The 23,510-nt window shown below is 63.0% G+C and carries 15 protein-coding genes; 9 read left to right on the top strand and 6 right to left on the bottom strand.

What is annotated here, in order from left to right; translation table 11 throughout:
* Window positions 1–244: 244 nt before the first annotated feature.
* Together AC07NK_RS16510 and AC07NK_RS16505 are read left to right on the top strand one after the other, a co-directional pair.
* Window positions 245–598 (top strand): hypothetical protein, encoded by a 354-nt coding sequence (locus AC07NK_RS16510; RefSeq protein WP_495171704.1) that lies wholly within the window; start codon window positions 245–247, stop codon window positions 596–598.
* Entirely contained in the window at window positions 595–1,332 is a 738-nt protein-coding gene (locus AC07NK_RS16505) for a zeta toxin family protein (protein WP_495171703.1), read from the top strand. Before AC07NK_RS16510 ends, AC07NK_RS16505 begins: the two co-directional genes overlap by 4 nt.
* Before the next feature lie 274 nt (window positions 1,333–1,606).
* Here AC07NK_RS16505 and AC07NK_RS16500 read toward each other — a convergent pair whose 3' ends face one another.
* A complete protein-coding gene (locus AC07NK_RS16500; RefSeq protein WP_495171702.1) occupies window positions 1,607–7,744 on the bottom strand; it encodes an AAA family ATPase in 6,138 nt (2,045 codons plus the stop codon).
* Window positions 7,745–7,970: 226 nt separating this feature from the next.
* Between AC07NK_RS16500 and AC07NK_RS16495 the strand changes: the two genes are divergently transcribed.
* A complete protein-coding gene (locus AC07NK_RS16495; protein WP_495171701.1) occupies window positions 7,971–8,468 on the top strand; it encodes a hypothetical protein in 498 nt (165 codons plus the stop codon).
* A gap of 278 nt (window positions 8,469–8,746) precedes the next feature.
* Window positions 8,747–9,901, top strand: a complete 1,155-nt coding sequence (locus tag AC07NK_RS16490) for a restriction endonuclease (protein WP_495171700.1) — start codon at window positions 8,747–8,749, stop codon at window positions 9,899–9,901.
* A 97-nt stretch (window positions 9,902–9,998) separates the two neighbouring features.
* On the opposite strand, the gene AC07NK_RS16485 is transcribed toward AC07NK_RS16490, so the two are convergent.
* From AC07NK_RS16485 to AC07NK_RS16475, 3 genes are read right to left on the bottom strand one after another with little or no spacing between them, the layout of a single operon-like run.
* The gene (locus AC07NK_RS16485) at window positions 9,999–12,425 is read right to left on the bottom strand and encodes an AAA family ATPase (RefSeq protein WP_495171699.1); all 2,427 of its coding nucleotides are present in this window, start codon (window positions 12,423–12,425) and stop codon (window positions 9,999–10,001) included.
* The gene (locus AC07NK_RS16480; RefSeq protein WP_495171698.1) at window positions 12,422–13,054 is read right to left on the bottom strand and encodes a hypothetical protein; all 633 of its coding nucleotides are present in this window, start codon (window positions 13,052–13,054) and stop codon (window positions 12,422–12,424) included. The genes AC07NK_RS16485 and AC07NK_RS16480 overlap by 4 nt, the downstream gene beginning before the upstream one ends.
* On the bottom strand, window positions 13,051–14,808 hold the full coding sequence (locus AC07NK_RS16475; protein ID WP_495171697.1) for an SIR2 family protein: 1,758 nt from the start codon (window positions 14,806–14,808) through the stop codon (window positions 13,051–13,053). Before AC07NK_RS16475 ends, AC07NK_RS16480 begins: the two co-directional genes overlap by 4 nt.
* Window positions 14,809–15,221: 413 nt before the next feature.
* Here AC07NK_RS16475 and AC07NK_RS16470 point away from each other — a divergent pair, with 413 nt between their 5' ends.
* Window positions 15,222–15,647: a hypothetical protein gene (locus AC07NK_RS16470; RefSeq protein ID WP_495171696.1), complete on the top strand. Its 426-nt coding sequence runs from the start codon at window positions 15,222–15,224 to the stop codon at window positions 15,645–15,647.
* A 1-nt stretch (window position 15,648) separates the two neighbouring features.
* Here the strand turns inward: AC07NK_RS16470 and AC07NK_RS16465 are convergent, their stop codons facing one another.
* On the bottom strand, window positions 15,649–16,578 hold the full coding sequence (locus AC07NK_RS16465; protein ID WP_495171695.1) for a HEPN domain-containing protein: 930 nt from the start codon (window positions 16,576–16,578) through the stop codon (window positions 15,649–15,651).
* Between the two features lie 89 nt (window positions 16,579–16,667).
* Window positions 16,668–16,883, bottom strand: coding sequence for an RNA polymerase sigma factor (locus tag AC07NK_RS16460; RefSeq protein WP_495171694.1), 216 nt, complete (start codon window positions 16,881–16,883; stop codon window positions 16,668–16,670).
* A 569-nt stretch (window positions 16,884–17,452) separates the two neighbouring features.
* On the opposite strand from AC07NK_RS16460, the gene AC07NK_RS16455 reads away from it, so the two are divergent.
* From AC07NK_RS16455 to AC07NK_RS16440, 4 genes are read left to right on the top strand one after another with little or no spacing between them, the layout of a single operon-like run.
* On the top strand, window positions 17,453–18,763 hold the full coding sequence (locus AC07NK_RS16455; RefSeq protein ID WP_495171693.1) for a hypothetical protein: 1,311 nt from the start codon (window positions 17,453–17,455) through the stop codon (window positions 18,761–18,763).
* Window positions 18,760–19,755, top strand: a complete 996-nt coding sequence (locus AC07NK_RS16450) for an AAA family ATPase (protein WP_495171692.1) — start codon at window positions 18,760–18,762, stop codon at window positions 19,753–19,755. Before AC07NK_RS16455 ends, AC07NK_RS16450 begins: the two co-directional genes overlap by 4 nt.
* A 3-nt stretch (window positions 19,756–19,758) precedes the next feature.
* On the top strand, window positions 19,759–22,305 hold the full coding sequence (locus tag AC07NK_RS16445; RefSeq protein WP_495171691.1) for a hypothetical protein: 2,547 nt from the start codon (window positions 19,759–19,761) through the stop codon (window positions 22,303–22,305).
* Window positions 22,302–23,489 (top strand): hypothetical protein, encoded by a 1,188-nt coding sequence (locus tag AC07NK_RS16440; protein WP_495171690.1) that lies wholly within the window; start codon window positions 22,302–22,304, stop codon window positions 23,487–23,489. Before AC07NK_RS16445 ends, AC07NK_RS16440 begins: the two co-directional genes overlap by 4 nt.
* The last annotated feature ends 21 nt before the right edge of the window (window positions 23,490–23,510 follow it).

Below are 23,510 nucleotides of genomic sequence, written 5' to 3'. Positions count from 1 at the left end.
CGATCGCGGTGTCGACCAAGTCGGAGCATACTGCGGTATCTGTTGTGGTGCTGTGAGATGGCACGCGGCACCTGACACGGTGGAAAGCAGTTTTCGCGGTTGATCCACAGTTCGGACCTTCTGGGCCGTGGGCGTGACGCGAGGCGCGACATACCCGGTCGCGTTCGAGATGCAGAGCCGCCAACTCGCAGATCCGGTCCCCACGAGGCTAGCGTTGCGCGCGCGAAGGGACTATCTTGGTGGCATGGCCAAGAAGGTGACCACGAGGAAAGAGACGACGCAGCGTTCGAGCATTACAGGTCAGTTTCTGACCGTCCGTACGAGTGACGTGCGTGGGTCTAAGGTGAAATTCGGCAGCGTGACGGTCAGCGGCGCTAAACCTAGCGCTGAGGCCGTCAAGACCAATGTCGAGCGCAGCACGCAAGCGCTCGCGCGTGTCACCAAGAAGCTCGCCAGCCCCGGCGTCGTGCTCCGGGAAAAGAAGGACGTTCCACAATTCTCGGTCGCCGAGGGCGAGACCGGTGTGTTCATCCGCCGGCTCAACGGCCGCACCGATCGCGGCAAGTTCGTCAACGGAAGCTTCCAGGTCGGCGAGTGAATCCGCTCGAGGCCGGTGTCGAGCAGATCCTCGAGGCCCAGCGCAAAACGAAGAAACCGCTCGCAATTGTGCTGGCGGGCCATAACGGCTCCGGCAAGTCGACGATGTGGCGCCGCACGCTTTCCGATCAGCTCCAGATCCCGCTGATCAACGCCGATCGGATGATGCTGTCGATCCTTCCCGAGCCCGACAGCGAGGGCGCGCTAGCCTCCTGGTCTCAAACAGTGCGCGACACCGACGAGGGATGGATGCGCGTGGCGCAGAATGGCGTCCAGGCCTTTGTCGGACACGCCATGCAGGCAAAGGTGCCGTTCGCGATGGAGACGGTGTTCTCCTATTGGGAACCGCAGCCCGACGGCACCATCCTCTCCAAGCTCGACCTCATTCGCGACATGCAGAAAGCGGGCTATTTCGTCCTGCTGATCTTCGTCGGCCTCACCAATGTCGAGCTCTCGATCCTGCGCGTCCAGACCCGCGTGGCCGAACATGGGCACGATGTAGAGGTCGATCGCCTGCTCCGGCGTTTTCCCAAGACCCAGCACGCCGTCTCCGCAGCGGCAAAAATTGCCGATGCCTCAATCTTCACCGACAACAGCCGCGACAAGAAGCGCGCCTTCACGGTTTGCCGGATCCAGCTTGGCGAGAAACAGCTCTTCGACTTGCGCCAGAGCAGCACAACGGTGCCTCCAGCCATCCTCGAATGGCTTGGGGTGGTCAGCCCCGACCTCGCGTGAACGCCGCAACTGCGCGGCCTGTCTGTGCGCTCTTCGCGTTGCCAATTCGATGCCGAAACTCCCGTGAGGGTCGGCACAAGAGGCCGGTTGCCCTCGTGCGCCAAGCCATTGGGTCAACGGGCATCGATCATGCGATTGTCAGAATGTTGAATCTGAGCCGCCTGTAGACTCACCGCCTTTAGGCTCTGGGCCGCGAAAGCCGACATGGTGAACCAGACCGGCTGGACAGCCGGAACTGGACCATCTCCGCCCCGGCTGGAAGCAGTCGCGATACTTATGTCCAGCCCGCTTCCCGTGAATACGCGAGCTGTTCGCCTCCGGCCCGCCCATTCGAACGCCGGGCGGCGCGGGCGCGCTCATAGTGCTTCAGCCGCGAGCGAACTGGCTCGACACCGGCAGGCGACACGATGACAAGCCAACCCTCGGACGCCGCAGCATCCATGCCGACGAATTCGTTGATCGCTATCATTCCTTGTCGCCACCAGATGCTCTCGGTCATCAACGCACCGTGGTCATCCACCCAACGAAACAGCCCATCTTTAGCTGGCTGCCACCCGATATCGGCAGCCAAGAGAGGGTTGAGCGCTAGGAAGCTCTGGAATGCATGCAGAGCACCGCCGGACACCACGGGCACCGGCCGGTCGAGACCGGCAAGCTGGGGATAGGCCTCGCCGAGGCGCGTGCTCCGAAAATCGAACCATTGAAATCCGGGCTCTCCCCGCGCGGGCTCCCGGGGATGAACGAACCGCATCGCGCGATCTTCCTCGGGGCGCTGACGATCAAGGCTGCGTGTCATCGTCAATTCGGCGAGGATCAAACCGCCATCGGGAGTCATGTCGGCGGACGGTATCGCGTCAGCGACACCGTCAATCCAGTGGCCGCGATGCATTTCGTTGGGCGTATCGGCCGCGTGGATCGCAAGCCAATCAGGCCGGGGCCGCGGCTCCGCAACGGATAAAACGGCGTCGACGGTAGTCAGCCGCGATCGAACCCATCCGTGGCCCCAGTTCAGCTTCCGGGCATCCACGAGCTCGCTTACCAGATGTCCGAAGGCGGCATGGGCCACGAGCGGTCGCGGCCTCTGATACGGCATTCTGGGCCCCACCGTCCTAATGTGCTCAAGCAGTTCCGCTTCCGCCTCCCTGCTCCATTTTTCCTGCGGAGCGATGGCCTTCATCAGCTGCACCGCGCGCTGCTCCAGGATCTCAAGCGCGATCCCGGTCCGATCCGCGAGCCAAGTGAGCTCGTCGCTTACCGAGTAGGTCAATTCCACCGGATCGCTCGAATCGGGAAGCGGATTTCCGGCGGCACTAGTCGAGCCGAAACCGCCAGAATCCCGCATGGGCGCCTTCGGTATCTCGAGACCATAGATCGCCGGTAGCGCCCGCTCCGGCGGCTTAGGGGGAATTTCGAGGCCCAAAGCCAAAAGGTAACGCTGGGCAAGACCCCGAAGGATCGAATTGGGCGCCCAGGCGAATTCGGAAACGGTATCCGACATTTGCACCGCCCAATCCGGCGCTGACACTGCAGCGCAGACCAGAAATTCGAGTGCGACTTGTTGGCCCACCTCATCGCCGGCGAGCCGTTCCCTCGCCCGGACAAGTACCGTGTCGCGCGGATCACCGCGGGCCGCGAGGGCAACTAGCCCCTTGCGCGCTTCGATCGCCACTTCCTTGACCGCGTGCGTCAGGGCCTCATCGAGCAGCGCCAAGGGAAGATCCACCGCACTAAGCGCAACGAAACCAGCAGTCCGGATGCTCGCGGGAGCCTTTGCTTCCTCAAGGGCTCCGACATGCTCGCGCATTTCCGACCAGATCGCGACAACCGGTACGGTTTCGAACAATACTTCGGTAACCTCGTCCAACGCGCTCATCAGTTCACCTGGACTGAGGCCCTGAAGATAGTCCTCGATCAGCATGCTAAATGCACGGCGACGCCCTAGCTCACCATCGAGGAGCACCATCGCGCGCGCCGCTGCCAATCTCGACCCGCCATCGTAGAACTGCATCCAGCCAAAGCTTTTCGAATGGGCAAAGCTTGTTTCGGCCATGGTCGCCGCTCGCTCCCGCAACCCGAACCGGACGCCACAAGCTATGACCGCGAAAAACGAGGTCGGTCGCAAGCTCAACTTACCGACTCCATCGAGAATTTCGCCGACCAGCGTTTGAGATGTGCCCTCCGGAATCTCACTGAGTATCTTCGACCAGTCGATGGCCGCGCGGCCCTTTGCGCGAGCAAGAAGGTTTCTCAGCGCTTCCGGCGTTGCCGCCGCCCTAGCCAGCGCAGCCAAATCATGCTGTGTTCCGTCGGCATCGACCAAGACATTCTTGGGTTCTTCCCCGTCCCAGTCGTCGTCGCGGTCGCGGACTGCAATGCGTGGTGGCATAGGCTCGATGCCTGCCCAGCTCAGCCGGGTTTCCGCACTGGCCTTGGTGGCGATCGCCCGGCGCAACATAGCCAGTGCGGCCGGTGGTGTGGGCCTAGCCGCAATCATCTCAAGGCGACGCACGAGCTCGCGGTCGGGCGACAGGTCGAACGGAACGACCAGATGGGATATCGCGGTGATAGCCTCCTCCTCCGCATCGGCACCGCCTGCCAATGCCGCACGGAGAAGGCCGGCTGTAACGATCGCACGCCTGGACAAGCCCTGCTGGATAAGAGCCGTTCCGACCGCAAATCCCAGCCCTGGCTCCGCTTCCGCGATACCGGCGAGCAGCTCCACGCTCGGATCCTCCCGGTTGGCACCCCGGTCCGCGACAAACAGAGTCGGCAGCGCATCGAGCAACGGCGCCACAAGCTCGGCGACGTCGTCATCCGCCTTCCGTAGCCGAAGACGCCTGGACGCCCAGTCGCACCAGGTTCCCATCTGATAATCCTTGTGGAAACCGACGCCGAACGATGTGGCCAGGACATTATCGAAGCTTCGAACCGCCCTGTCCCGCTGGCCCAAAGCCAGCCAGTCGAGCAAAATGTCCCTGTGTAGGGTAACCCTCTCCTCAAGCTCGAAATGAACGTCGATCTTCTGCTCCGCATTCTCGAGCGTCGCTATTGCGCGGGCGGTATCGCCATCAATGCGCCAGGCGCTCATCCCTGCGATGCGGACCATGTCGACGCTCCAGCCCGTCAGGTCGGGGTCTGGTAGGGTGAGCCGATCGTTTTCGATTGCCGCAACTACGGCCAGGAACGCTTCGCGGCTGTGAGCCTCAGCTGCCGCAAGGACACCTTCGATCAGCAGCGGCGCTGCACGATGAAGCTGATTCCAGTGATGCCAAGCATGCGCGTCACTCCTGGGTCTTCTGAAAAACCGAATTGCCGGCCGGAGACGTCGCGCTACCTCAGACGCTGGACTGATCGCGCCGCGAAGCGCCTCCCCCCACATGGTCCCCACCGTGATGAGGACGCGCTGGAAAAGAACTAGTCCTTCGTCCCATTTCTCACGGGCAGCCCGAACAGAAGACACCGGATCCATTGGACGCGCGCGTGCAGCCATGACCCGGGCTTGCACCAAGAGAGGCTCAAGTTCGGTCGCGAGATTGTCGGAATAGGATAGATGATCGCTGATGGTGAGTGGCCTGTCCGCAAACTCCAGATAGGGATCGGCCCGCTCCGCTGGCAGCAATTGAACGATCATGTCAGCGAGGCCGACCGCATCCGCGCGGTCGACTGGTTCCTCAGCGGGAAAATTTGGAACTAGCGCCGCCAAAGCCTCCGCACCGGCTTCCCGGTCCAACCTTCCATCGATGGCCGCGCGGGCACGCCAGAGCCGCACTTCGTCGAGGAGGCCCTCGCCGGCGTGCCCCATCGCGACGAACGACGCGACCAGCGCCTCGATCTCAGCCTTCGTGCCCTCTGCGAGTATGGTTTCGGCCAGCGCCGTCAACAGGCTGTGATGCAGCTCCGCCGCTTCCTCTTCGGCAGCGGCATAGGGGGGGGCTAAGTCCGGAAGGCTGGGGTCCACCCGGACCTGGAAAATCGCGCGCTGAACCTCGACGATCGGGCGAAACCGCCACGCGGATCGCGCCCAAGCGAAAATCTCATCATTGCCCTTTGCTTCAATGGCGACCGCGCCGGAAAGCATCGGGAGCGGCTCGGCGGCATCGAAGGTACGGCGAGCCAGGAGCGGCTGGGTCTCGAGCAGGTCCGCTGCCGCTTCCATCGCGTCCATCGGACTGACATTGAGCGCGGTGCCGGTGAACAGCGCAAAGGTTGAATTCTCTGGGTTCGCCACTCGAAGCGCGAGCCCGGCTGTGTCGACCTCGTTGAGAGCGCTCTCCCGATCTGCCATCTCCTTGTCGCTGAGGAGCAGCCGAAGCGCCGCGAGGCGATCGTCCTGGACGCTGGCGGCCTTGAGGCATGCATGGATATCGTCGCGAACGTCATCGATAGGGCGATGCGCAAGGAACTGCGCGCGCAGCTCGGTTTGGGAAGCGGCGGCCAGTGCCTCCCTCTCCATCCCGGCCTGAAGAAGATGATAGATGCGGTTCCAGCCAAATGGACAATCCGCCGGTACTTCCCCCGCGATTTCGGCCAGCCGGGAATGGTAGCCGCGGGATCTTTCCTGGTCCGCCAGGCCAAAGGGATCGACGCCGGTCCTTTGCAGCAGGAACTGGCGGAAGCTGTTGTGGAAGAAGATCCAGCGCCTGGGGGTTTCTGGATGGAAATAATGGCCGGCCGTCTTCACGAACCGCGTCAGCGCGGCGTCGGGTGCGAGCTTGCGTACCACGTCCAGGTCGATCGACCCGCGCATGCGGCTGATCAGCGCAAGCAGTTCCCGGATATCCGTCTCGTCGGCAAGCGTATCCCAATAGCTCGCGTATTCCTGCTCGATGTCCCCTTGATAGGTCTGCGCCGCTTCCAGGACGGTGCTTGCTGCGGTTTCGTCCTCAGCGCGAGAAAGGCGTTTGAGAAGGTAGTTCAACGCTAGGGGATGACCGCCGGTCAGGGTGTAAACCCGATCGACAAGATTCGCCGGTGCAAGATGTGGAACCGCAATCGGCAGCATCTCAAAGACATCGGTCCGGCTCAGCGGAGCCATTGAGATTTTCCGTCCTGGAGCTTCCAATTCGGCTCGGATCGGGCGAAGCGCGACCGACTCGCTGTCCAGGCCTACTTGCTGCGTCCCTAGGACGAAGATCACGCCGTCCCTCAACGTCGAGGGATGGGGCAGCTCATGGATGAGCGACCGGACCGGGTTTTGCTCGCGCTCGATATGGTCGAGGCCGTCGAGCAGGACGACCGTGCGGACTCCGGTGCGAGTCCATTCCTCGTGCATTCCGGCAAGGAGCTGACCGAGCAATTCGCGCAAGCCCTCAAGCGACTCCGGCATAGGGCTATGGCGGAACCCGGGGGGCGTATGATCCGCCAGCGCCAGGCATAGATCGCGTAGAAAGGCAGCCGCCTCTCCCCGTCCCTGCCGCGCATCGTCGCGCACGAAGGCATAGTAGCGAACGAGCCGAATTCCTTCCCGGTAGCGCAGCGTATGCGTGAGCGTCGTTGACTTTCCCGAGCCGGGAGGCCCGATCACAGCGACATAACCACGTCCATGCGCTTCGAACGCGGCATTCAGCTGGTCGATCGTCGCCGTGACCGGCCGGTACAAGCGTTCGTCGATCGGGAATTCGTGCCGGAACGCTGCTTCGAAACGTTTGCTCCAGCCGAGCCGCGCGATGATTGCGGCACGATCCAAGGTCACCGCTTCGCTGCTCGGGCTTTCGACGACGGCGCGCAGCATGAGCTGCGCAAGCAGCTCTATGTCGCGGGCGCGCGTGCTATTCTCTCCGGGGGCCGGAAGATCGTGATTCAGGTCGAGCTCGCAGGCGGCAAGGAAGAGCGGCAGTTCGTCGACGTCAAGTCCGCTCGAAACCGCGATCGCATCGATCGCGTCCTTCCAGACCTCGATCGCCTCTGTAGGATTGACATACCATTGCGACCGCTGCGTGAACGCCTCCGCCAGAAACGCTTGCAAATGGGTAGCGCCCTCGGACTTGGAATTTGGCAAATCGTCCGACGAGGACGGCCCATCATGCGCCAGATAATGGACGCGGACATGGCGGTCGGGATAGCGAACGCGCAGGGCTTGCCAGCCGGTGGCAAGCAACGAGAAAGCAGAAGGGTAAGGTCGGCCGGAGATATTGGTCGGGTCGATCAGCTTCCTGAAGGTGACATTCCCCTTCCAGCGCGACCATTTGACCTGATACGCGTCGAGAAGTCCGGGACGGCCGATAATCACGTCGTCCAGCCGCTCCGCATCGGGATCGACGAGACGTACCCACTCTAGTTCGCCTTTGACCAGCGCGTCATAGGCCAGTGCGGCGGCAACCCGGTACTGTGCGGTCAAGTTGCGAACAGCCCGAAGTTCGCCAGCGGCGGGTGCCCGGCCGGGCGTGGTCAGAGTATCTGGTTGATCGGTCATCTCTACCCGTTGTTCTTGCCCCCAGGCGATCACGCCAATGCCGAATGTTCGACTATCGCGCCGAGCGGGTGAAAGCCCCGCGTCGCCTATCGCTGTCGCCGACAGGTTGCAGGACCGCGCAAGTCGCGCAAGCCCGAGCTCTGAGATTGGGTCGCCCTGCCCTTCCCGGCGCCGCGGTGGTCGGCAAGCAGGTGCTGGGGCAATAGACAGAAGTATCCATTTCGGATTGAGCGGCATTGCAGCAGACGCTCCTGTCCGGCCAAGAGGAACAATGTCCTTACCCCTTGCCCAGATCGTCGTGACGGCCGTCACATCCCTCATCGTCGCTCTGGCCGCCACCGTCGCCGGCTATTTCACTGGCCGCGGAATGCGTTCGCACGAATGGAAGCTCACCCTAGTTCGCGAGCGCCTGCTCGAGCGCCAGCGGCTTTATGCGAAGTTCCTCGCTGAAGCCGATCGCAATCACATCACGGTCATCGCCAAGGGGGAGAAGACGATCGATAATCTGAGCCCGCTCCTTCTGCTCTTCGGCGAAATCTCAATGCTCTCGTCGAAGGCCGTGACCGATGTGGCACGGGGTCTGAGCGACGCTTGTCTTTCCTCGATCAGCGCGGAGGCCAAGCTTGAGGAAAGCAACTATTTCAAAGCGAAAGCGGCTTTCATCGAAGCCGCGCGCAGCGAACTCGAGACTCTGGAGAGTGGGGCCGGGCGCGACCACGCTTAGCGTCCGCCCAGCTTCTGGCGGTACGACACCCCTTTTCTACGACGACGAAAGCGGCCCAGCAACTCGCGGGCCGTAAGGTGACAGGCGGGTTTGCGGTGGTGAGCAGCGAATAGCAGCCCTTCCTAAGCAAGCGACGGCGAAGATACGTGACGATCCGGTTTGAAATTCACGACCGAACCTCGAACATCTGCTCCCACCGTGATCAGGTAATTCGAAGGCTATCTAGCTGCAATCGATTGTACCTAGGCAACATGCCCCGTTTGCGGAATGATGGACCCGTGCATACTCACGTTGACCTGCAATCCCCCATCAGCGACTACAGTATGGAGGGCGATTTCGTTCATTCGGTTGTGAATCGCCCCGAGGAACTCTCGGCTCTCGGCGAGATCCTAATCAAGTCCCGCATTGCAGAGATTGTCGGGCCGGGAGGTACCGGTAAGACCACTCTCGCGAGCATGTACACGCAGCACGCCCGATACCTGTTCGGGGATCGAATCGTTGATTTCGCAGGCTATCCCGGAGGACGACTCACCGATTACATCGATAGCCTCGTAGATCGCTTCCGATCGTTTGATGGACCCGGGCTGCTTGTGGTTGACCGCGCCGAGAGTCTCGATCCAAGCGACACGATGGAAGCGGTCCGTCGAATGGAAACGGGGCCCTGGGATCTCCGGTTCCTCTTTATCAGCCGCGTTTCGCTTGGACTTGGTGCTGCGATTTCGTCCGACGGCTTTCGTTTTGCGACTTTCCGCGAGCTATTGCGCAACACGCTGAAATTCGAGATATCTGATGTCGACGCCCAAGCGCTGTGGGACCAAACTCGCGGCTCGCCATTTATCCTCGCAACTCTCATCGAGGTCTGGCAGCGCAATCCCGATCGCCCTATCGGGCAACTAGGCACGCTACTCTCCCCCATCGACCGACCATGCCTGCTCGGTCCAGACGGGCGCCCGCTTCGACGCGGCTCTCGAGATGAACGCACGATAGTCGAGCGCGTTCGGTTCGTAACTAGCGCCATGCTTCATCAAGTAACGGTTCGCCCCGAACTCGTCTTCGAGCTGACGTCGCGCGAATTCGAACAGCTTGCAGCCGAACTGTTCGAGCGGGAAGGCTTCGAGGTAGAGCTCACCAAGGCGACCCGCGACGGTGGCAAGGATCTCTACGTTGCCCGCTCAGACATCATGGGAAGCTTCCGTTACGCCGTTGAGTGCAAGCGCTATGCGCCTGACAACCCCGTCAGGGTCGATGTTATCCGCAACCTTCACGCTGTGGTCGATCTCGAAAAGCTTAATGCCGGTATGGTGCTGACCACATCTCGTTTCACCAAGGATGCGAGGGCAGAGGCATCGAAGATCGAATACCGCATGTCATTGCGCGATTTCACCGAACTCAAGGCCATGCTTGAGTCTCATGGACCGAGTTCGGGTCACTGAGGCTTGTGCCGCTGAACGACGAGCATGGACATTTGCGCACCGATGCTTCTACGGCTCATCCCGCCCGCCCTGCTGTAAGACACTCGCCGGGCTCTCGCTAGGCGGCAGCCAGAAGGGCCGTTTCCTCCTTGAAGGAGTAGCGCTCATGGCTGCACAAGGTATCGCGCCGCTGGCTCCGCGACAGCTCGAGCGTCAAGAGGCTGTCCTCGGCGAAGGCAGGGCTCAGTTCCAGCCGGAGATACTCGAAAAGCTGCCGGTCGTGCACTGCGATCAGTATTTGGCGGCCGTGCTCCTTTGACAGGGTCCTAAGCAAAGCTGCGAAATGGGCGATATGGACATCGTCCATCGACTGCACCGGATCGTCGAGGATCAGCCAGGGCAGTTCCCTCGGCACCGACAAATGCAGTGCGACGAACAGCGTCAACGCGGCGGTGTTGAGGTTGCCGGCGCTCAACATCGCACCCGGCGTGCCACCTGCGTCGCCTCCATAACGGTGCTCCGTGATCAGCTTGGGCTGCAGCCGCTGTGTGCCCGAAGGCGGAATGCGGAACGCCGGCACGAACGGCTCGGCCGGCGCCAGCCGGACGAAGAGATCGCGCCACAAGAAATTCAGCCGGTCGTTGAACTCACGTCGGATGATCGTCGAGCGCACGCGGTCGACGGCATTGCGGATCAAGATGCCTTCGTCGCGAAGTCCCTGCGCTCGGGTAAGCGCGCTGTCGGCGCGCCGCCAAACCGTCATATCCTTGTCTATCCCGGCATCGATCTCCGCGCGCCTCGCCAATGCGGTGCGAATAGTGGCCAAATGTTCCAAGCCTTTGCGGCGCATCGTCACTCGGTCGCCGAGCCGTTTATTCTCGGTCATCAGCAAGAGTTCGATCCGACCTGCCGCCGCCTCAAACGACTCGCCTTCGCCCGCCTCAGCGGCACCGACCGTGCGCGCAAAGCCGTCGAGTGTCTCCCGTGCGCCCAGCAGCGCTGCGGTGCGCGACTGCGCCTCGGTGACCGCCCGGCGCGCGGCCACATCTTGACTGCGCAGCCGGCCGCCTTCGCGGAAAGCCTCCGCAAGGCTCTCGAGTTCAGCCGCCGCAGCTTCCAGATCCGCTGCCCGCCGGTCGAGGTCCGCCAGCTCCTTGGGGTCCACGATGCGGGACGTCAGCGCCTCGATCTCGCGCTCAAGCCGTTCGATGCTCAGCTGCACCTCGCCGCGCGAGCGGCCGAGCGCCAGCAACCGTTCGGCGGATCCGGACAGTCGTCGCACCTTGGCGTGAACATGCTCGCTGAGCGTACCTTTTCCTACCTCGCTGAAACCCCGGTCGCAGACTGGGCAGATCTCATCGTTCACGAAGCTCGTCAGCTCCGCCAGCGCGGAAGCAAGGCTGCCGGAGTCGCTTGATATCGAGCCGACCTCCGCATCGATCGTGCTGCGCTGGGCGAGCGCCGTGTCGCGCTCAGATTCCCCGGCAGCACGACGGGCGCTGTCGGTCCGTGCCTGCGTTGCCCGATCGGTCAACTCCTTGGCAGCCGCACGCAGCTTGGCGAGCGCCTCTTCCGGAAACCGGCCAAGCTCGCTCGGCAGCGACGCGTCGGGGAGCAGCCGTTCGACGCGTGCGCGCAAGACGGAAACCCGAGCGCCGTCGCCCGCTTCCCATCGCTGATAGACGACAGCCGACACATCGGCATCGGGCAGCTCCGCGGGCTCCTCTGCACTTTCCTGCGCCTTGGCGATTTCGCGCCTGATCGCTCCGAGCTCGCGCACATGATCGAGTAGCTTCTCCAACGCCGCCGCATCGGCCTTGTCGTCGAGTGCGACTGTCAGCGCGTCGAGCGACTCTTCATTGACAGAAAGTTCGGGCGCGATCTGTGCGAAGATCACCTTCAGCGGCGCGAATTCCGCTATCAGACTCTCGGTGACACCATTCCGCGACTTGCGCTGGCTGTCCACCAGGCGTTCGAGCCGAGTTTTCTCTGTTTCGGCGCTGCTCCAGCCATCCACGACTTTGCGGACATTGCGGACATCGACCAGCGGCTTGAGGCCCGCCTCCAGCGCATCGAGCCGATCGAGCCCGAGCAACTTGCCAACGAACTTTGCAAGCGGGGAATCCGCGTCCGAGCCCGATTCCTGATAGATCTGCAACAGCTGTCCGAGCAGCGATTGCGGCAAATAAGCGCGTTCGCTGAAGAACGCCGCCAGGCGTTGTTCGAGCTTGCCAACGGCGGTCGCACCTTTGGCGTCGAGGCGTGTCTCGAAGCTTTGCTCGCCCACAGCGCCAGATGTCTTGAGCAGCACGCTTCCTTGCGCGGCCGAGCGATGCAGCAGCTGCTTCGCATAGCTGGCATCGGCACGGTATAGTGATTGCACGCTACCAGTGAGCGCCAATTCGATCGCCGAGAGCAGGCTCGTCTTGCCCGCACCATTCTCGCCGTGGATGAGCACGACCTTAGCGTCCAACGGCGCATGAACATGGCCGCGGATGCTTCGGAAGTTGGTGATGTCGAGTTCCTTGAGGATCAACGCAGTCATGACGGATCCGCCTCCTCGTTGCTGCGGAACGGTGCACCAGCGGCGAGCCCGGCTGCGTCGGTGACGGCTTGCTCGCCATGCTCCGACGCGGTGATCACGGCATCGAGAAGCGCTTTGTTGGTCGCTGGCAGCGCACGCACTAGTTGGTCCATCGCGGGGCCATTTCCGTCCTGGCTCTCGGCGGTTGCGTCGGGAAGCCTGAGCGGGAGCAGCACGCGGATCTGATCCTCAAGCTGCCGCACCGCCGCTTCGTCGCCCGGTTTGCCGTCGGCGCCAATCGCGATGCCTTCGACCTGAAGCACGCGACACGTCTCGGCCAGTGCCTCGATCGTCTCGGCAAGTAGCGCGCCCGCGAGGATCGCCGTCACGACGTAGCGCGAGCCCGTGACATCAAGTGCGCGGCTCAACGCCTCGACCCGCTGACGCACACGCGCCGCTTCCCGGTCGCCGAAATCTCCGGTGGTCGTGTCGAACAGCAGAATGAGGTCCAGCGAGCGACCTTCATTGCCTCGCATCGCCGCTGTAAAGGCGAACTCGACGCCCGCCATCCGGAACGGCGTCGCGATGTCACGATACTGTGCTTCGCGAAGCCTGCCCTGAATAGCGCGAATAAGCGGTGCGGCACTCAAAGGATCATCTCCGCGACAAATGCCTGCTGTAGCGCATCCGCATCATCGCACTGTTCGACCAGATAACCGAGGCTGATGTGCGCGGTTCCTACATGGCCCGTCCGGCCTGGCGCGCCCCGGACCCTACGGGGGCTCCCGGTGGTGCTCACCATCCGGTGCCATGTGTCATCGCCATGCACGACGATGGCATTGTCGTTGGCGAAGGCGCCCTGGCTTTGAAGCGCGATTGCATCGGTCGCAGATTTGACGAGGAACACAGGCCGCTCGATCGCACCAGCATGCGTCGCCATGGCGCGGAACGCGCCCGCGACAGACTCTAGGCTAGCCGGCCCGCCGAGCTTCCAGTGGCCTGTCGCAATGCCGTGGTGGAGCAGCGCCAAGCCGACTGCCAGCCGTCCGAGCCCCATGGCCTGCGCGTTCGCGTCCCCGGCGAGCAAATTGGGCGGAAGCGCGCTCAAAAGCTCATAGGCTTCGGGCGCTGCCGGGAGGGCTCCAGTTCTGAAGATCGACAGCATGCGTGACCAAACCGCGATTCCTTCCTCGGTAATCTTGGTGCGGCTCCCATCGGCGGCATCGATCGTTGCCAGATCCGCAACTTCGTCGCGGAGTGCGTTAAGCGAGGCAGTGAGCGTTGCAGCCATACCGCCCTTGCCCGCGCCGTCGAGAAACAGCGCCATAAAGCCCGCCAGTTTGTCCGCGAGGAGCTTCAAGACGAGGGCGATCAGCACTTGCTCAGCCCAGGCCCGCAGATGCGAGCTCGCATGAATATCGGCGACATTGTCGTTGTAGGCGTCGCCATAGACGATACGCAGGACGTCGCGCTGCCCCTGCTTGATCTCATTCTCACAAAAGACATGCGCAGGCGCCTGCGGGGCGCAGGGCCATGGCCAGGGATTGACCTGCTTCGCACGCGTGAAGACGCTCTGAAGATTGTTGTCCTGGATCGACAAACCCAACACCAGCGCCTTCTGATTGGTCGTTACATTGACGACCGCGTTGCACATGGCAGCGAATTGTGCCGCTTCCGGCCACTCCATGATCTGCGTCCGGCTGCCAGTCAGATACTGACGGAAGACGAGCGGCTCCTGCGTCGCGTAGTGGATACACCCGTGGAATTTAAGCAGTTGGGCGCGACCCGGCGGGTCGCGCATCTGGTTGGGATCGACCACGACCTGCAGCACACCGGCAAGCCCGTTGCTGAGCCGCTCGACCGCCGCCTCGATGAACCCGTCCCAATTGGCGGACGCGATGGTGCGCACCGCGCCTTCGAGCATAAGAATCGCGATGCATAGATGCTGCGCAGCGGGTGGCGCAGCGTTCGCGAAAGCATCGCGGATATCGATGGCGTTCCAAAGGATGAAGTCGCTCGCTTCGCCCAGTACGCGGATATCCAGCACCCGTGAATAATTGTTCCAGGCGCCGTTAACGATCGCGTCGCTCTCGGGCCAGGTCACGAAGGGTTCAGCGTATCGAAACTCAAGCGCCGCGGGGTCCTGGCCTCCCAACTCGATCGCTTCCCTGAGGGCGGGCAGATAGGCAGCCGCCGTCGCCGGATCGATCGCGCGCTCGCGCAGATATTCCACTGCGCGCGCGATCAGCATCCCGAGATCGGGCGCGCGCCGCGATATCCCCGAACCTACCCATAACGCGAACTCGCCATTTTCCAGAGCGTGCCCGACCGCGGCAAACTCGGCCTCGAACTTGGCGATCACTTCCCGCACGGTTATCTGGGTGGCGTTCGGCGCCAGCGCCACAGCAGAGACTCTCCCCCTCGCGGCATGGCCGCATCCATTTGGCAATGGTAGGCGCGGTCTAGCACATGTCCAGTGCGCAAATTGGCGAGCACACACCGAACACAACCTTGACAACGAACAGGTAGCTACCAGCGCTAAATGGACCGTTGTCGCTTCTGCGCAAAGCGCTGGTCACCCGATCAGTGACAAATGCAGCATCGTGAACGAACGACAGCTTCCAGGCCCAGCCGAAGATACGCTCCATAACAACAATGAGGGCGCCAGGAGACATAGAGACACTCCCAGCCGACGGATCGAGGCTTTCGTGTGGTATTACAAGTCGACAGGGCAAGACCATGTCGCCATCATAAGTCTGCTTGCCGGGAATGGAGCACGGCAATGCCAGTCACTGGTGATCGTAGAGGAGCGGAGTCATGATCGCCGCGATCCTGATTAGCGTTGTGTTGATCGCAATGCTTTGCGTCGTTGCCTATACACTAGCTGTCTATGCCCTGCCCTTCATGCTCGGGTTGACCGCTGCGCAGTTCGCCTACCAGACAGGCGCTGGTCTCTTTGGTGCAGGGCTGGTTGGACTGATCGCGGCTGGCGCGGCTTTCGGCATCCTTGCCGTTCTTTTCGAGAGGCTGAACTCGCCGATTCTACGCGTAGTCGTTGCACTGGTTTTCGTAGCGCCCGCTGCCGTAGCAGGATACGCGCTCGTTCATGGTGTTACGAAAGAGGCAGTGCCCTCCGAAATCTGGCGGCAGCTATTCTGTGTCGCCGGCGGCGCGTTTGTCGGGATTTCGGCGCTGGGAAGGTTGGCAGCGCCGGGGCCCGGCAAGGACTACCACGCGCGCTAGTCTAGCCAGTTGTGGAATTCGCCTCTCGCTCAAGGTCGGCGATGCGATCCGAACAGACCGCATGCACGACGCGACCCAGTTCCTCGATCTGCTCGGCGAGCCAGGTCAGCTCCTCCATCGTAATGCGATAGTGCTTGGAATAGCGCGCCTTCACATAGGCTTCCTTGAGCTTCGCGAACATGGCGCGCTCGCGGCGACCGGATGGCCAGACATGGGTGAGCCGCGGATCGAGCTTCTCGGCCTGACCGCGCAGGAAGGCCAGATTGTGGACATGTGGCGTATAGAAGGTCCGCACGAGCAGGACGCAGTGATAGAGAAACTCGGTGGTCTGATGGAGTTCGAAGGCAGCAGGTTTGAGATAGCCCTGCTCCATATAGAACTTTGAGCCGGCGAAGCGCTGCATCGCTGACGGACACCACTCCTCGAAATACTCCTTCGCCATCGCCATCGCCTGCGCGGGCGTCTTAGGCACGGGCGTGCGCAGCTTGCGGTCATCACTCTCATAAAGCGCGACGCCATCGCGGGCGATATCCATGAAGAAATACCGCCCGTGCGCCAGCCCATCGTTCACCTCCTGGAGCGAATGGACGATGAAGTTGACTGGGGTCTTGAGCGTCTTGGTGATGTCGTGCTCGCGCATCAGCCGGTCGTCGGCGCCCGACCAATAATCGATGCGGTCGGTCAGGCGCTTGTCGTTGACGATGACGAGCAGGTCGAAGTCCGAGCGATAGCCCTTGGCGGTATGCGGCTCGTCGACCCAGCCGCCGCGCGCATAGCTGCCGTAGAGGATGACCTTGAGGATGCGGCCCTGTTTCTTCCAGTCCTGGGTCGCGAGCGCGCGCGCCTCCTCGAACGCTTCGAACAGGATCTGCAACACGCGTTCAAGTTCGCGTTGCTTGGCAGCCGGGAGATGATCGAGATCGGTCCGCATGATCCAAGAATCCTAGACGGCGCCCATGCTTATGCAAGCCAGCGGAGACGAATTCGCACAATTGGCGCCTCCGATCCGGACGCGGAAAATCATCCCTCCCCTCCCTCATCGTCACTGCCGAGATGCAGGACAAGAAGGACCAGTGCCCGGGAGAGCAGCCATTCGACATCCGCGACACTGATCGCAAGCCGCACAGCGATCGTCTCGTGATCGAGCCCCTCGACCGCGCTCAGCCAGTAGACCTCGCGCGGCCACAAGGGCAACGTCGCCACCGCATCATGGACCCGTTCGCGCTCGCTTCGCATCTCCGCAACTCCATCGCTACGCAGCCCGCCGGAACAGCGGGCGGCGGAACGCAGCACGGCGCGTCCAAAGCGGCGGGCCGCACCGCACGGCCGTAGCGCCAGCGGAGGACCCCGGCCTCGCCGGGGTTGCGGGACGCCGCGGCGCGCCCAGTGCAGGCAGCCGCCCGCTGTTCCGACGGGATCGGATCCAGGAGCGACGAGGCCGTCGAGCAGCTGCGACAGCTGCCAGGAGCGAATGACCAGAAAGCGGAGAATTCAGGCCCGCCATCGGGAGGATGCATCGGCGCGAGGTTAGCGCTTATGGGCAGGGAGGCCTCGACCAAGAACCGGCGCGTCGGCGTTGCCGTCATCCTGACCGAGACAGGCGATCTCTTCGAGAACAAGCCAAAGGCAAGCACGGCCCTGTTCGACTGCGTGTTGGGCGCTTCCAGGCTACAGCTACTAATGGGCTGACGGGGCGCAGCCGTTTTTAGAGGTTCCGCTGACTATCGCGTTTACCTCTTCCAGAATCAGCGACCGCCTGACTAAACTGGCTTCGGGGAGGGAACGTCATCAATCACGTCTTCGTCTTGCATTCCAAGCTCGACAAAGCGCGTCTAGCGCCCGTGTTGGCGCGCCTTGAAGCCGCCGGCATCCCGCTATTCGTCGATGACTGGAACGATCCTGACCTAGCGCGGCTGACCAGGCCGGGCGTCGGGCTGCGCACAACGATTCGTCCGGGAAGCAACTGGAAACCCCAGCGCAATGACGCGATGGTTCGATCGGTCGCGGTCCTGGCGGTCGTATCCGCCGCGAGCCTGAGCGGCGCGCGGCCGGAGGTTCAGGCCGAGCTTTCAATCGCTGAGTTTCTCGAAGACTATCTTGGCGTGCCAGTCTACCCTCTGGCGCTCAGCGCCGAGGAACTCAGCCAGGGAGCCGACCTTGTCGGCATGCGCCAATGCGTCAAGGCGTTTGTGCGTGGTCGAAGCGAACCATACCGCCTTACCCGCCAGGGCTGCGACGAAATCGATGACCTCATCGAGACGCTCAATGGACTGGTTTCGGCGCGGCCGGTACCGATTGTTCAGCGGCTTCGCCACAAGCTCGGCGGCGCAACCAGGGCCTCACCCTTTCTCGCCGACCGGCACCCCCAGCGCGATGCGATCCGATTTGCGATGCAGGGCACAGCAATGGCAGCTCCATCCATGCGGTTGCCGGTCCTGCTTGGCACAGGCCAGGACTGCCCGGACAAGTTCGCCGAAGTCGTGCGAGAGCAAATCATGCCGGATCTCCACGGCACCGGTCCCTGGGAAAAGATCCATATCAACTTGCCATCTCCCGGCACTGCCGACCCGCATACGCTCGACTGCCTTATCGCATCGATCAATTACCGAGCACCCTTCCCCCGCGCCGCCATTATCTATGCATGCGTTGACCACGGTCATGTCGCCTCGCCATCGCATCTTGAACGGACACTCGACCTGTGGTGCGCGCTGTGGGAGCGCTATCGCGCGCCTGACCCGCAGGCACGGTTGCTGCCGCTTCTCGATATTCGCCTCGATCTGTCGGGCGGAAACGGAAGGCTCGCCGCAATGGTCAGGGCCGTGACGCGGCGCGACACCGGGCCGCAACGCTGGATCACCCGCACGCTGGCTCAGGCGACAAAGCAAGCCAGGAGTGTGGAACTCGTGCCGCTCCGCCCGTTTGGCGACGTCGCCTGGCCTTGCGTTGAACGATGGATTGATGAGGAGCTGGGACGAACCGTGTCCCTCGCGGAAAGCGTGAGGGTGCGTGATCGGCTGCAGGATGATTTTGCGGGGGGACGATCGATGAAGATGATGCGGTGGGCTGCGCACGCAATGCGTGTCACCGACGCGAGCGAGCGAGCGTCGCCGCGATGAGCGTAGCGGGGGGCGACATTCTGAATTGGTATCGCGGCGATGGTCTTCGCGCGGACCAGCCAGTGGCCATTACCGTTGCGGATCCGGCGCGCGGCGCGCTGGTGGATCCCGCGGGGTACCGTCCTTCGCCCGAGACACGCGATGCCGTCAACGTCGCGATACTGATGGGTATGCCGCTGCTGGTTAGCGGGGATCCGGGCAGTGGAAAGACCCAGCTGGGCTTCGCAGTCGCGCATGAACTTGGTCTCGATCCGCCCGAGGTTTTCGTCACCAAATCCTCAAGCCAAGCCCGCGACCTTTTCTACCGCTATGATGCATTGCGACACTTCCATGCGGCCCAGACCGACGAAATGCGCGACGTGGAGCCGTTCATCGAGCTGCAACCGCTCGGCAAGGCAATCGTCAACGCGTTGCCAGCCGGGCAGCGTGGGCGTTTCGGGCGGACGAACGACCACAAGGCGATACCCAAGCGATCCGTCGTGATTGTCGACGAGATCGACAAAGCGCCGCGCGACTTTCCCAATGACCTGCTTCACGAATTCGACCATCTGCGTTTCCGCATCCCGGAGCTTGGCGGCGTAGAGACACCGTCGCCGGCCGATCATCTTCGCCCGATCCTGATCATCACGACCAACGCAGAGCAGCTGCTGCCCGACGCCTTTTTGCGGCGCTGCGCCTTTCTCCATCTGCAGCCGCCAAGCGGCCCTGAACTTGCGGAGCTGATCGAGCGGCGCTTCCTCGGCATACTCACGCGTGAACATGCCCTCCTGGATGATGTCGTCGAGCTGGCGGGACGATTGCGCGACCGCGGTCAGCTCGAACGTCCGCCGAGCAGCGCCGAGTTGCTGCAGTTTATCGCAGCATTCCTGGCTGCTGGCGGAGATCCACGAACGGGTCTGTGGGAACAGCCGGACCTGCTCGACCGCTGCGTCCCGCTTCTAGCCAAATCCGAAGCCGACATCCTTGCGCTGCACAACGAGCTGCGGCGCTGAACCATGCCCGCGGCCGGCGCTGCCTCGTCCGAGCCGATCGATAGCGAACGGCTGATCGAACTGCTGGCGTTTCCCGTGTTTGCCGGCATCCGGCTCGACGAAGCACTCCGCACCCGCATTCTGGTTCTGATTGCGCGCCTCGCCGGCACCGAGCGTCTCGATGCCGAAGCGCTGCCACGTTATCTGCGCCCGCTGCTCGCCGGACTCGCCGCAAGCCCGACACAACTCGACCATGATCTCGCTCTGCTCGCAGGCGAACTGCGCGTGACGGGCACCTTAGCGCCCGTCGAGTTTGCAGCCGGGGAGGCGGAACCGGGCACCGCTGCAGGCGCGGCAACAAAACGCAAGCGATCGCCCCTCGCCCGATTGTGGGCACTTGAACGCCGTTTTCGCCTGCGCTGGGTCGCCCTGACAATCATCGTACCGCTGTCAGCCTTTGGTATCCTCTTGCTTGGGCAGGGCATTGGACTCCAGTTCGGGAATGAGGTCGAAACAGCCAAGGCGCCGGTGGGCAAGGTTCTCATGTCCCCGGCGCCTGTCCGCGCACAGCCCAAGGGGCCGCCTTCAACGACCACCGACGGCGCGGCGGCAGCATCGGCCGCGCCGACGGCGGCAGCAGAGCCAGCGCCGCCCGCTGCGGAGGCCGTGCCGATAACGCGGCAATTTGGCGCGATTGTGAACCAGGTGGCGATACCGGTGCTGCTGCTGATCATGCTGCTCGCATTGCTGATTTGCTTGCGCAGATTGCCTCTGTTCAACCAGTTGCTGCGCGAGCCTGGGTCACCGCGCATGCAGCTTCGCAACAACGAAGCCGGGGAACTCGGTGTCGATCAGGTCTATCTACGCAACTGGCTGCGATTGCTCGGAGGATCCATCGCGGCCGAGCCGATATTCGATCTGGAACGCTCGATCCTCGCGACCGCAGCGGCCGGCGGGTTCCTGACGCCACGCACCAAGCTGCGACGAACGCTGCCGCACTATACGGTAGCGATCGAGCAGCAAACCGGGGGCGATGCATGGAGCCGATGGTGGCATCGCCTGTTTACGGCGATAAAGCGCGCGGGCGTCTCCCTTGATCTCGCGCCTTTTCGTCGCGAGGCGCTCGCCTACGGCTCGCCGCCGGCGCCCGAGCTTCGCTCGAGCCTTGCACGTGGAGGCATCGGCGCGCGACTGCTGGTAATCGGGGCGATGGGTCAGCGAGAGCTTGCCCATCTCATGCGCTTCGTCCGGCTCGTGGCGCCTCCCCTGGCGATTCCAAGCGATACGCTCGATCCCATAGTGCTGAGCAAGCATGCGCGCGCAGCGCGCAAGGCGACATCCTCACGGCTGGCGTTTGCGACACCGTCGCTCGCTGAGCGAGTCAGCGGCGACTATCTTTTCAATACCCAGGTAGACTGGTTCACATCGGTACCGACGCGCACCGGCTTCAAGAGGATGCGCGGCGCGCTGGAACTCTATCTGGGTGCAGACGGCATGCGCTGGCTGGCCGGCTGCGCGCTGCTCCCGCGCCTCGATGAGACGACCGCGTGGTGGGTGGCGCGTAGTCTGGCGATTACCTTCGACCTCTCGAGCGTGCCTCTCGCGACGCGACTGTTCGCGCTGCCATGGTTCCGTCAGGGATGGATGCCGGAATGGACCCGGCGACGGCTGGTTGCCGAACTGTCGCAGAGCGATATCGCGGTGCTGTGTCGAAGGATCTGCGATGCGCTTGCACCGGTGGAGTTAGATCTAGCCTCGCCCAACGCCCGTCCGCCCTTTCTCTTCGCCGGCGCGAGTCCGGCTGCCAGCATCATCAATGACGATCGGCTGCTGTCCGCCTTCATTCTCGAGAATGTCCGCGACAGCTATGATACGTCGTTGCTTTCCGGAGCCGCACGTGCCGCGTTGCTCCCTTCAATCTGGCGCTATCTCGGGAGCAGCATATTCTGGCAATACGCCTCACCGGCGCTGGTGTGGGGGACCACCGCGATCTGGCTTCTGCGCGATCCACCCGCCGACCCTGCAATCGCGCTCCTTGCCAATCTTGCGCTGCTGATCTCGACCTTGCTCACCTTTCCTCTTCTGGCTCGCGGCGCACGCGCGACAGCTCCGGGGGTACAGTTCGAGATCGGTGCGCGCCATCTGGTCGCACAAAGCCTCCGGACCGGGGTGGGGTGGCTGCGCACGATCTCCCGGCTACGATTTCCAAGGCGGACACGCCGTCCGCGCCAGACCGGGATGCTAACCGGGGTTGGCTGGCTCCTTAGCGGAATGCTCGTGGCACCCAGCGCCTATCTGATCAGCTCTTATGTTGCGGCGGAACGCGCGAGGGTCGAGCAGACTGACCGCCGCATTGCGGACGCAAGACGTGCAGTGCGTGTTCTCGAGACCGAAGTCGAGAGCCGCGCCAATCTCGCGGCGCTGGAACGCTGGAACAGCGAAATGCTGGCCCTCTCCGCGCCCTCGGCCGAACAATATGCCGCAACGATCGCCGATCTGCCGCGCATCTCGCCTGAGGTGCGCCGCCCATCCCCGCCCGTTGTCCCGACACAGGAGCGAGCAACACGATGACCAGCCTTCCACATGTGGCCACCGTCAGGGGCAATGGGGTGAAAGGTTTTTTCGCCGACCGGCGCAGCCTGTGGCGCAACGACGACCTTCTGCTTGACCCTGCCCATCGCGCCGCAATCGATGCCGAATATCCCGGGTTCATGCGCATTCTCGACTGGGAGGCGCTACGCGATCTGTTCAAGAGCCATGACACGGCAGCCAATCGCAGCCGCAAGGCGCGCCAGCGCGCGGGCTTTCGCGCCGTGCTGTTGGCCGCGTTCGGTGCGGCGATCGCAGCCGCCATTCCGCTGATCGAGCCGCTGGGCGCCCAGGCCGTCCGCTGGCTCTTCGCGCTGTCGGTGCTCGCCTCGGTGCTCGGTTTTGGCTGGGGCCTCGCGCTTGCGCTTGCCGACCGGGACAAGCTCGAGTGGCTCGAATCGCGTTTGCGGACGGAGCGCATTCGCCAACTCTATTTCCAGTTCCTCCTGCACGACCCCGCCCTCGCTCTCGATGCACTTGTCGACGATGGAGCCCTCACCCGCTGGCAAGACCGCCAGCGCGCAGCGCTCACCGCGATCAGCGGTTGGCTCCAAGGAGGAACGGAGGTCGAGCTCAAAGCGGTGATCGCCGATGTGACGCTGACGCGGGCGTGGCAGATGCGCGGATGGCGCGATGTGCCGTCAGCCCCCGCTGCGACGGCGGCTGCGACGCAACTCTTTGACCTCGCGCGGCAGCAGCGCGTTGACATGCAGCTTGCCTATGTCCGTGAGAAGCTTGAAGCCGGTTTCGGTTCACCAGGCACCGGCTGGCGCATCGCCCAGGTGCTCAATTGGCTGTTCAGTTGCACCGCGCTCGCCATGAGCTTCGCGGTTGCCCTGATGTTATTCATTGCGCCGCAGGCGGCCCCTCCGATTGCCTCAGCCAGCGCGATGGACGGCGCGACGCCGCGCATGCTGATCGCGATTGCCGCGCTGCTCGGCGTGCTGTCGATTCTGGTTCGTGCGGTGGCAGAAGGATTACAGCTCAAGCCGGACCTCGAGCGCTATCACTGGTATCGCGACGCGGTGAGCGAAATCGACGCGCGGATGCATCACCCCGACCCGGATGCCCGGCTGCGCGCGCTGCGTGACCTCGAGCTGATGAGCTATCGCGAGATGCGCGAGTTCCTGAAGGCCCATTACGATGCAAAATTCCTCTTCGCCTGAAAGCGGGCGGAGCGATCGCGC

Source organism: Sphingomonas sp. GW821-FHT09B04 (assembly GCF_059418285.1).
This window is presented reverse-complemented; position numbering and strand designations above follow the sequence as displayed.

Coding starts and splice junctions, on each gene's coding strand:
- AC07NK_RS16510 (WP_495171704.1), top strand. CDS start 245: ATGGCCAAGAAGGTGACCACGAGGAAAGAGACGACGCAGCGTTCGAGC.
- AC07NK_RS16500 (WP_495171702.1), bottom strand. CDS start 7,744: ATGACCGATCAACCAGATACTCTGACCACGCCCGGCCGGGCACCCGCC.
- AC07NK_RS16485 (WP_495171699.1), bottom strand. CDS start 12,425: ATGACTGCGTTGATCCTCAAGGAACTCGACATCACCAACTTCCGAAGC.
- AC07NK_RS16470 (WP_495171696.1), top strand. CDS start 15,222: ATGATCGCCGCGATCCTGATTAGCGTTGTGTTGATCGCAATGCTTTGC.
- AC07NK_RS16465 (WP_495171695.1), bottom strand. CDS start 16,578: ATGCGGACCGATCTCGATCATCTCCCGGCTGCCAAGCAACGCGAACTT.
- AC07NK_RS16460 (WP_495171694.1), bottom strand. CDS start 16,883: ATGCGAAGCGAGCGCGAACGGGTCCATGATGCGGTGGCGACGTTGCCC.
- AC07NK_RS16450 (WP_495171692.1), top strand. CDS start 18,760: ATGAGCGTAGCGGGGGGCGACATTCTGAATTGGTATCGCGGCGATGGT.
- AC07NK_RS16445 (WP_495171691.1), top strand. CDS start 19,759: ATGCCCGCGGCCGGCGCTGCCTCGTCCGAGCCGATCGATAGCGAACGG.
- AC07NK_RS16440 (WP_495171690.1), top strand. CDS start 22,302: ATGACCAGCCTTCCACATGTGGCCACCGTCAGGGGCAATGGGGTGAAA.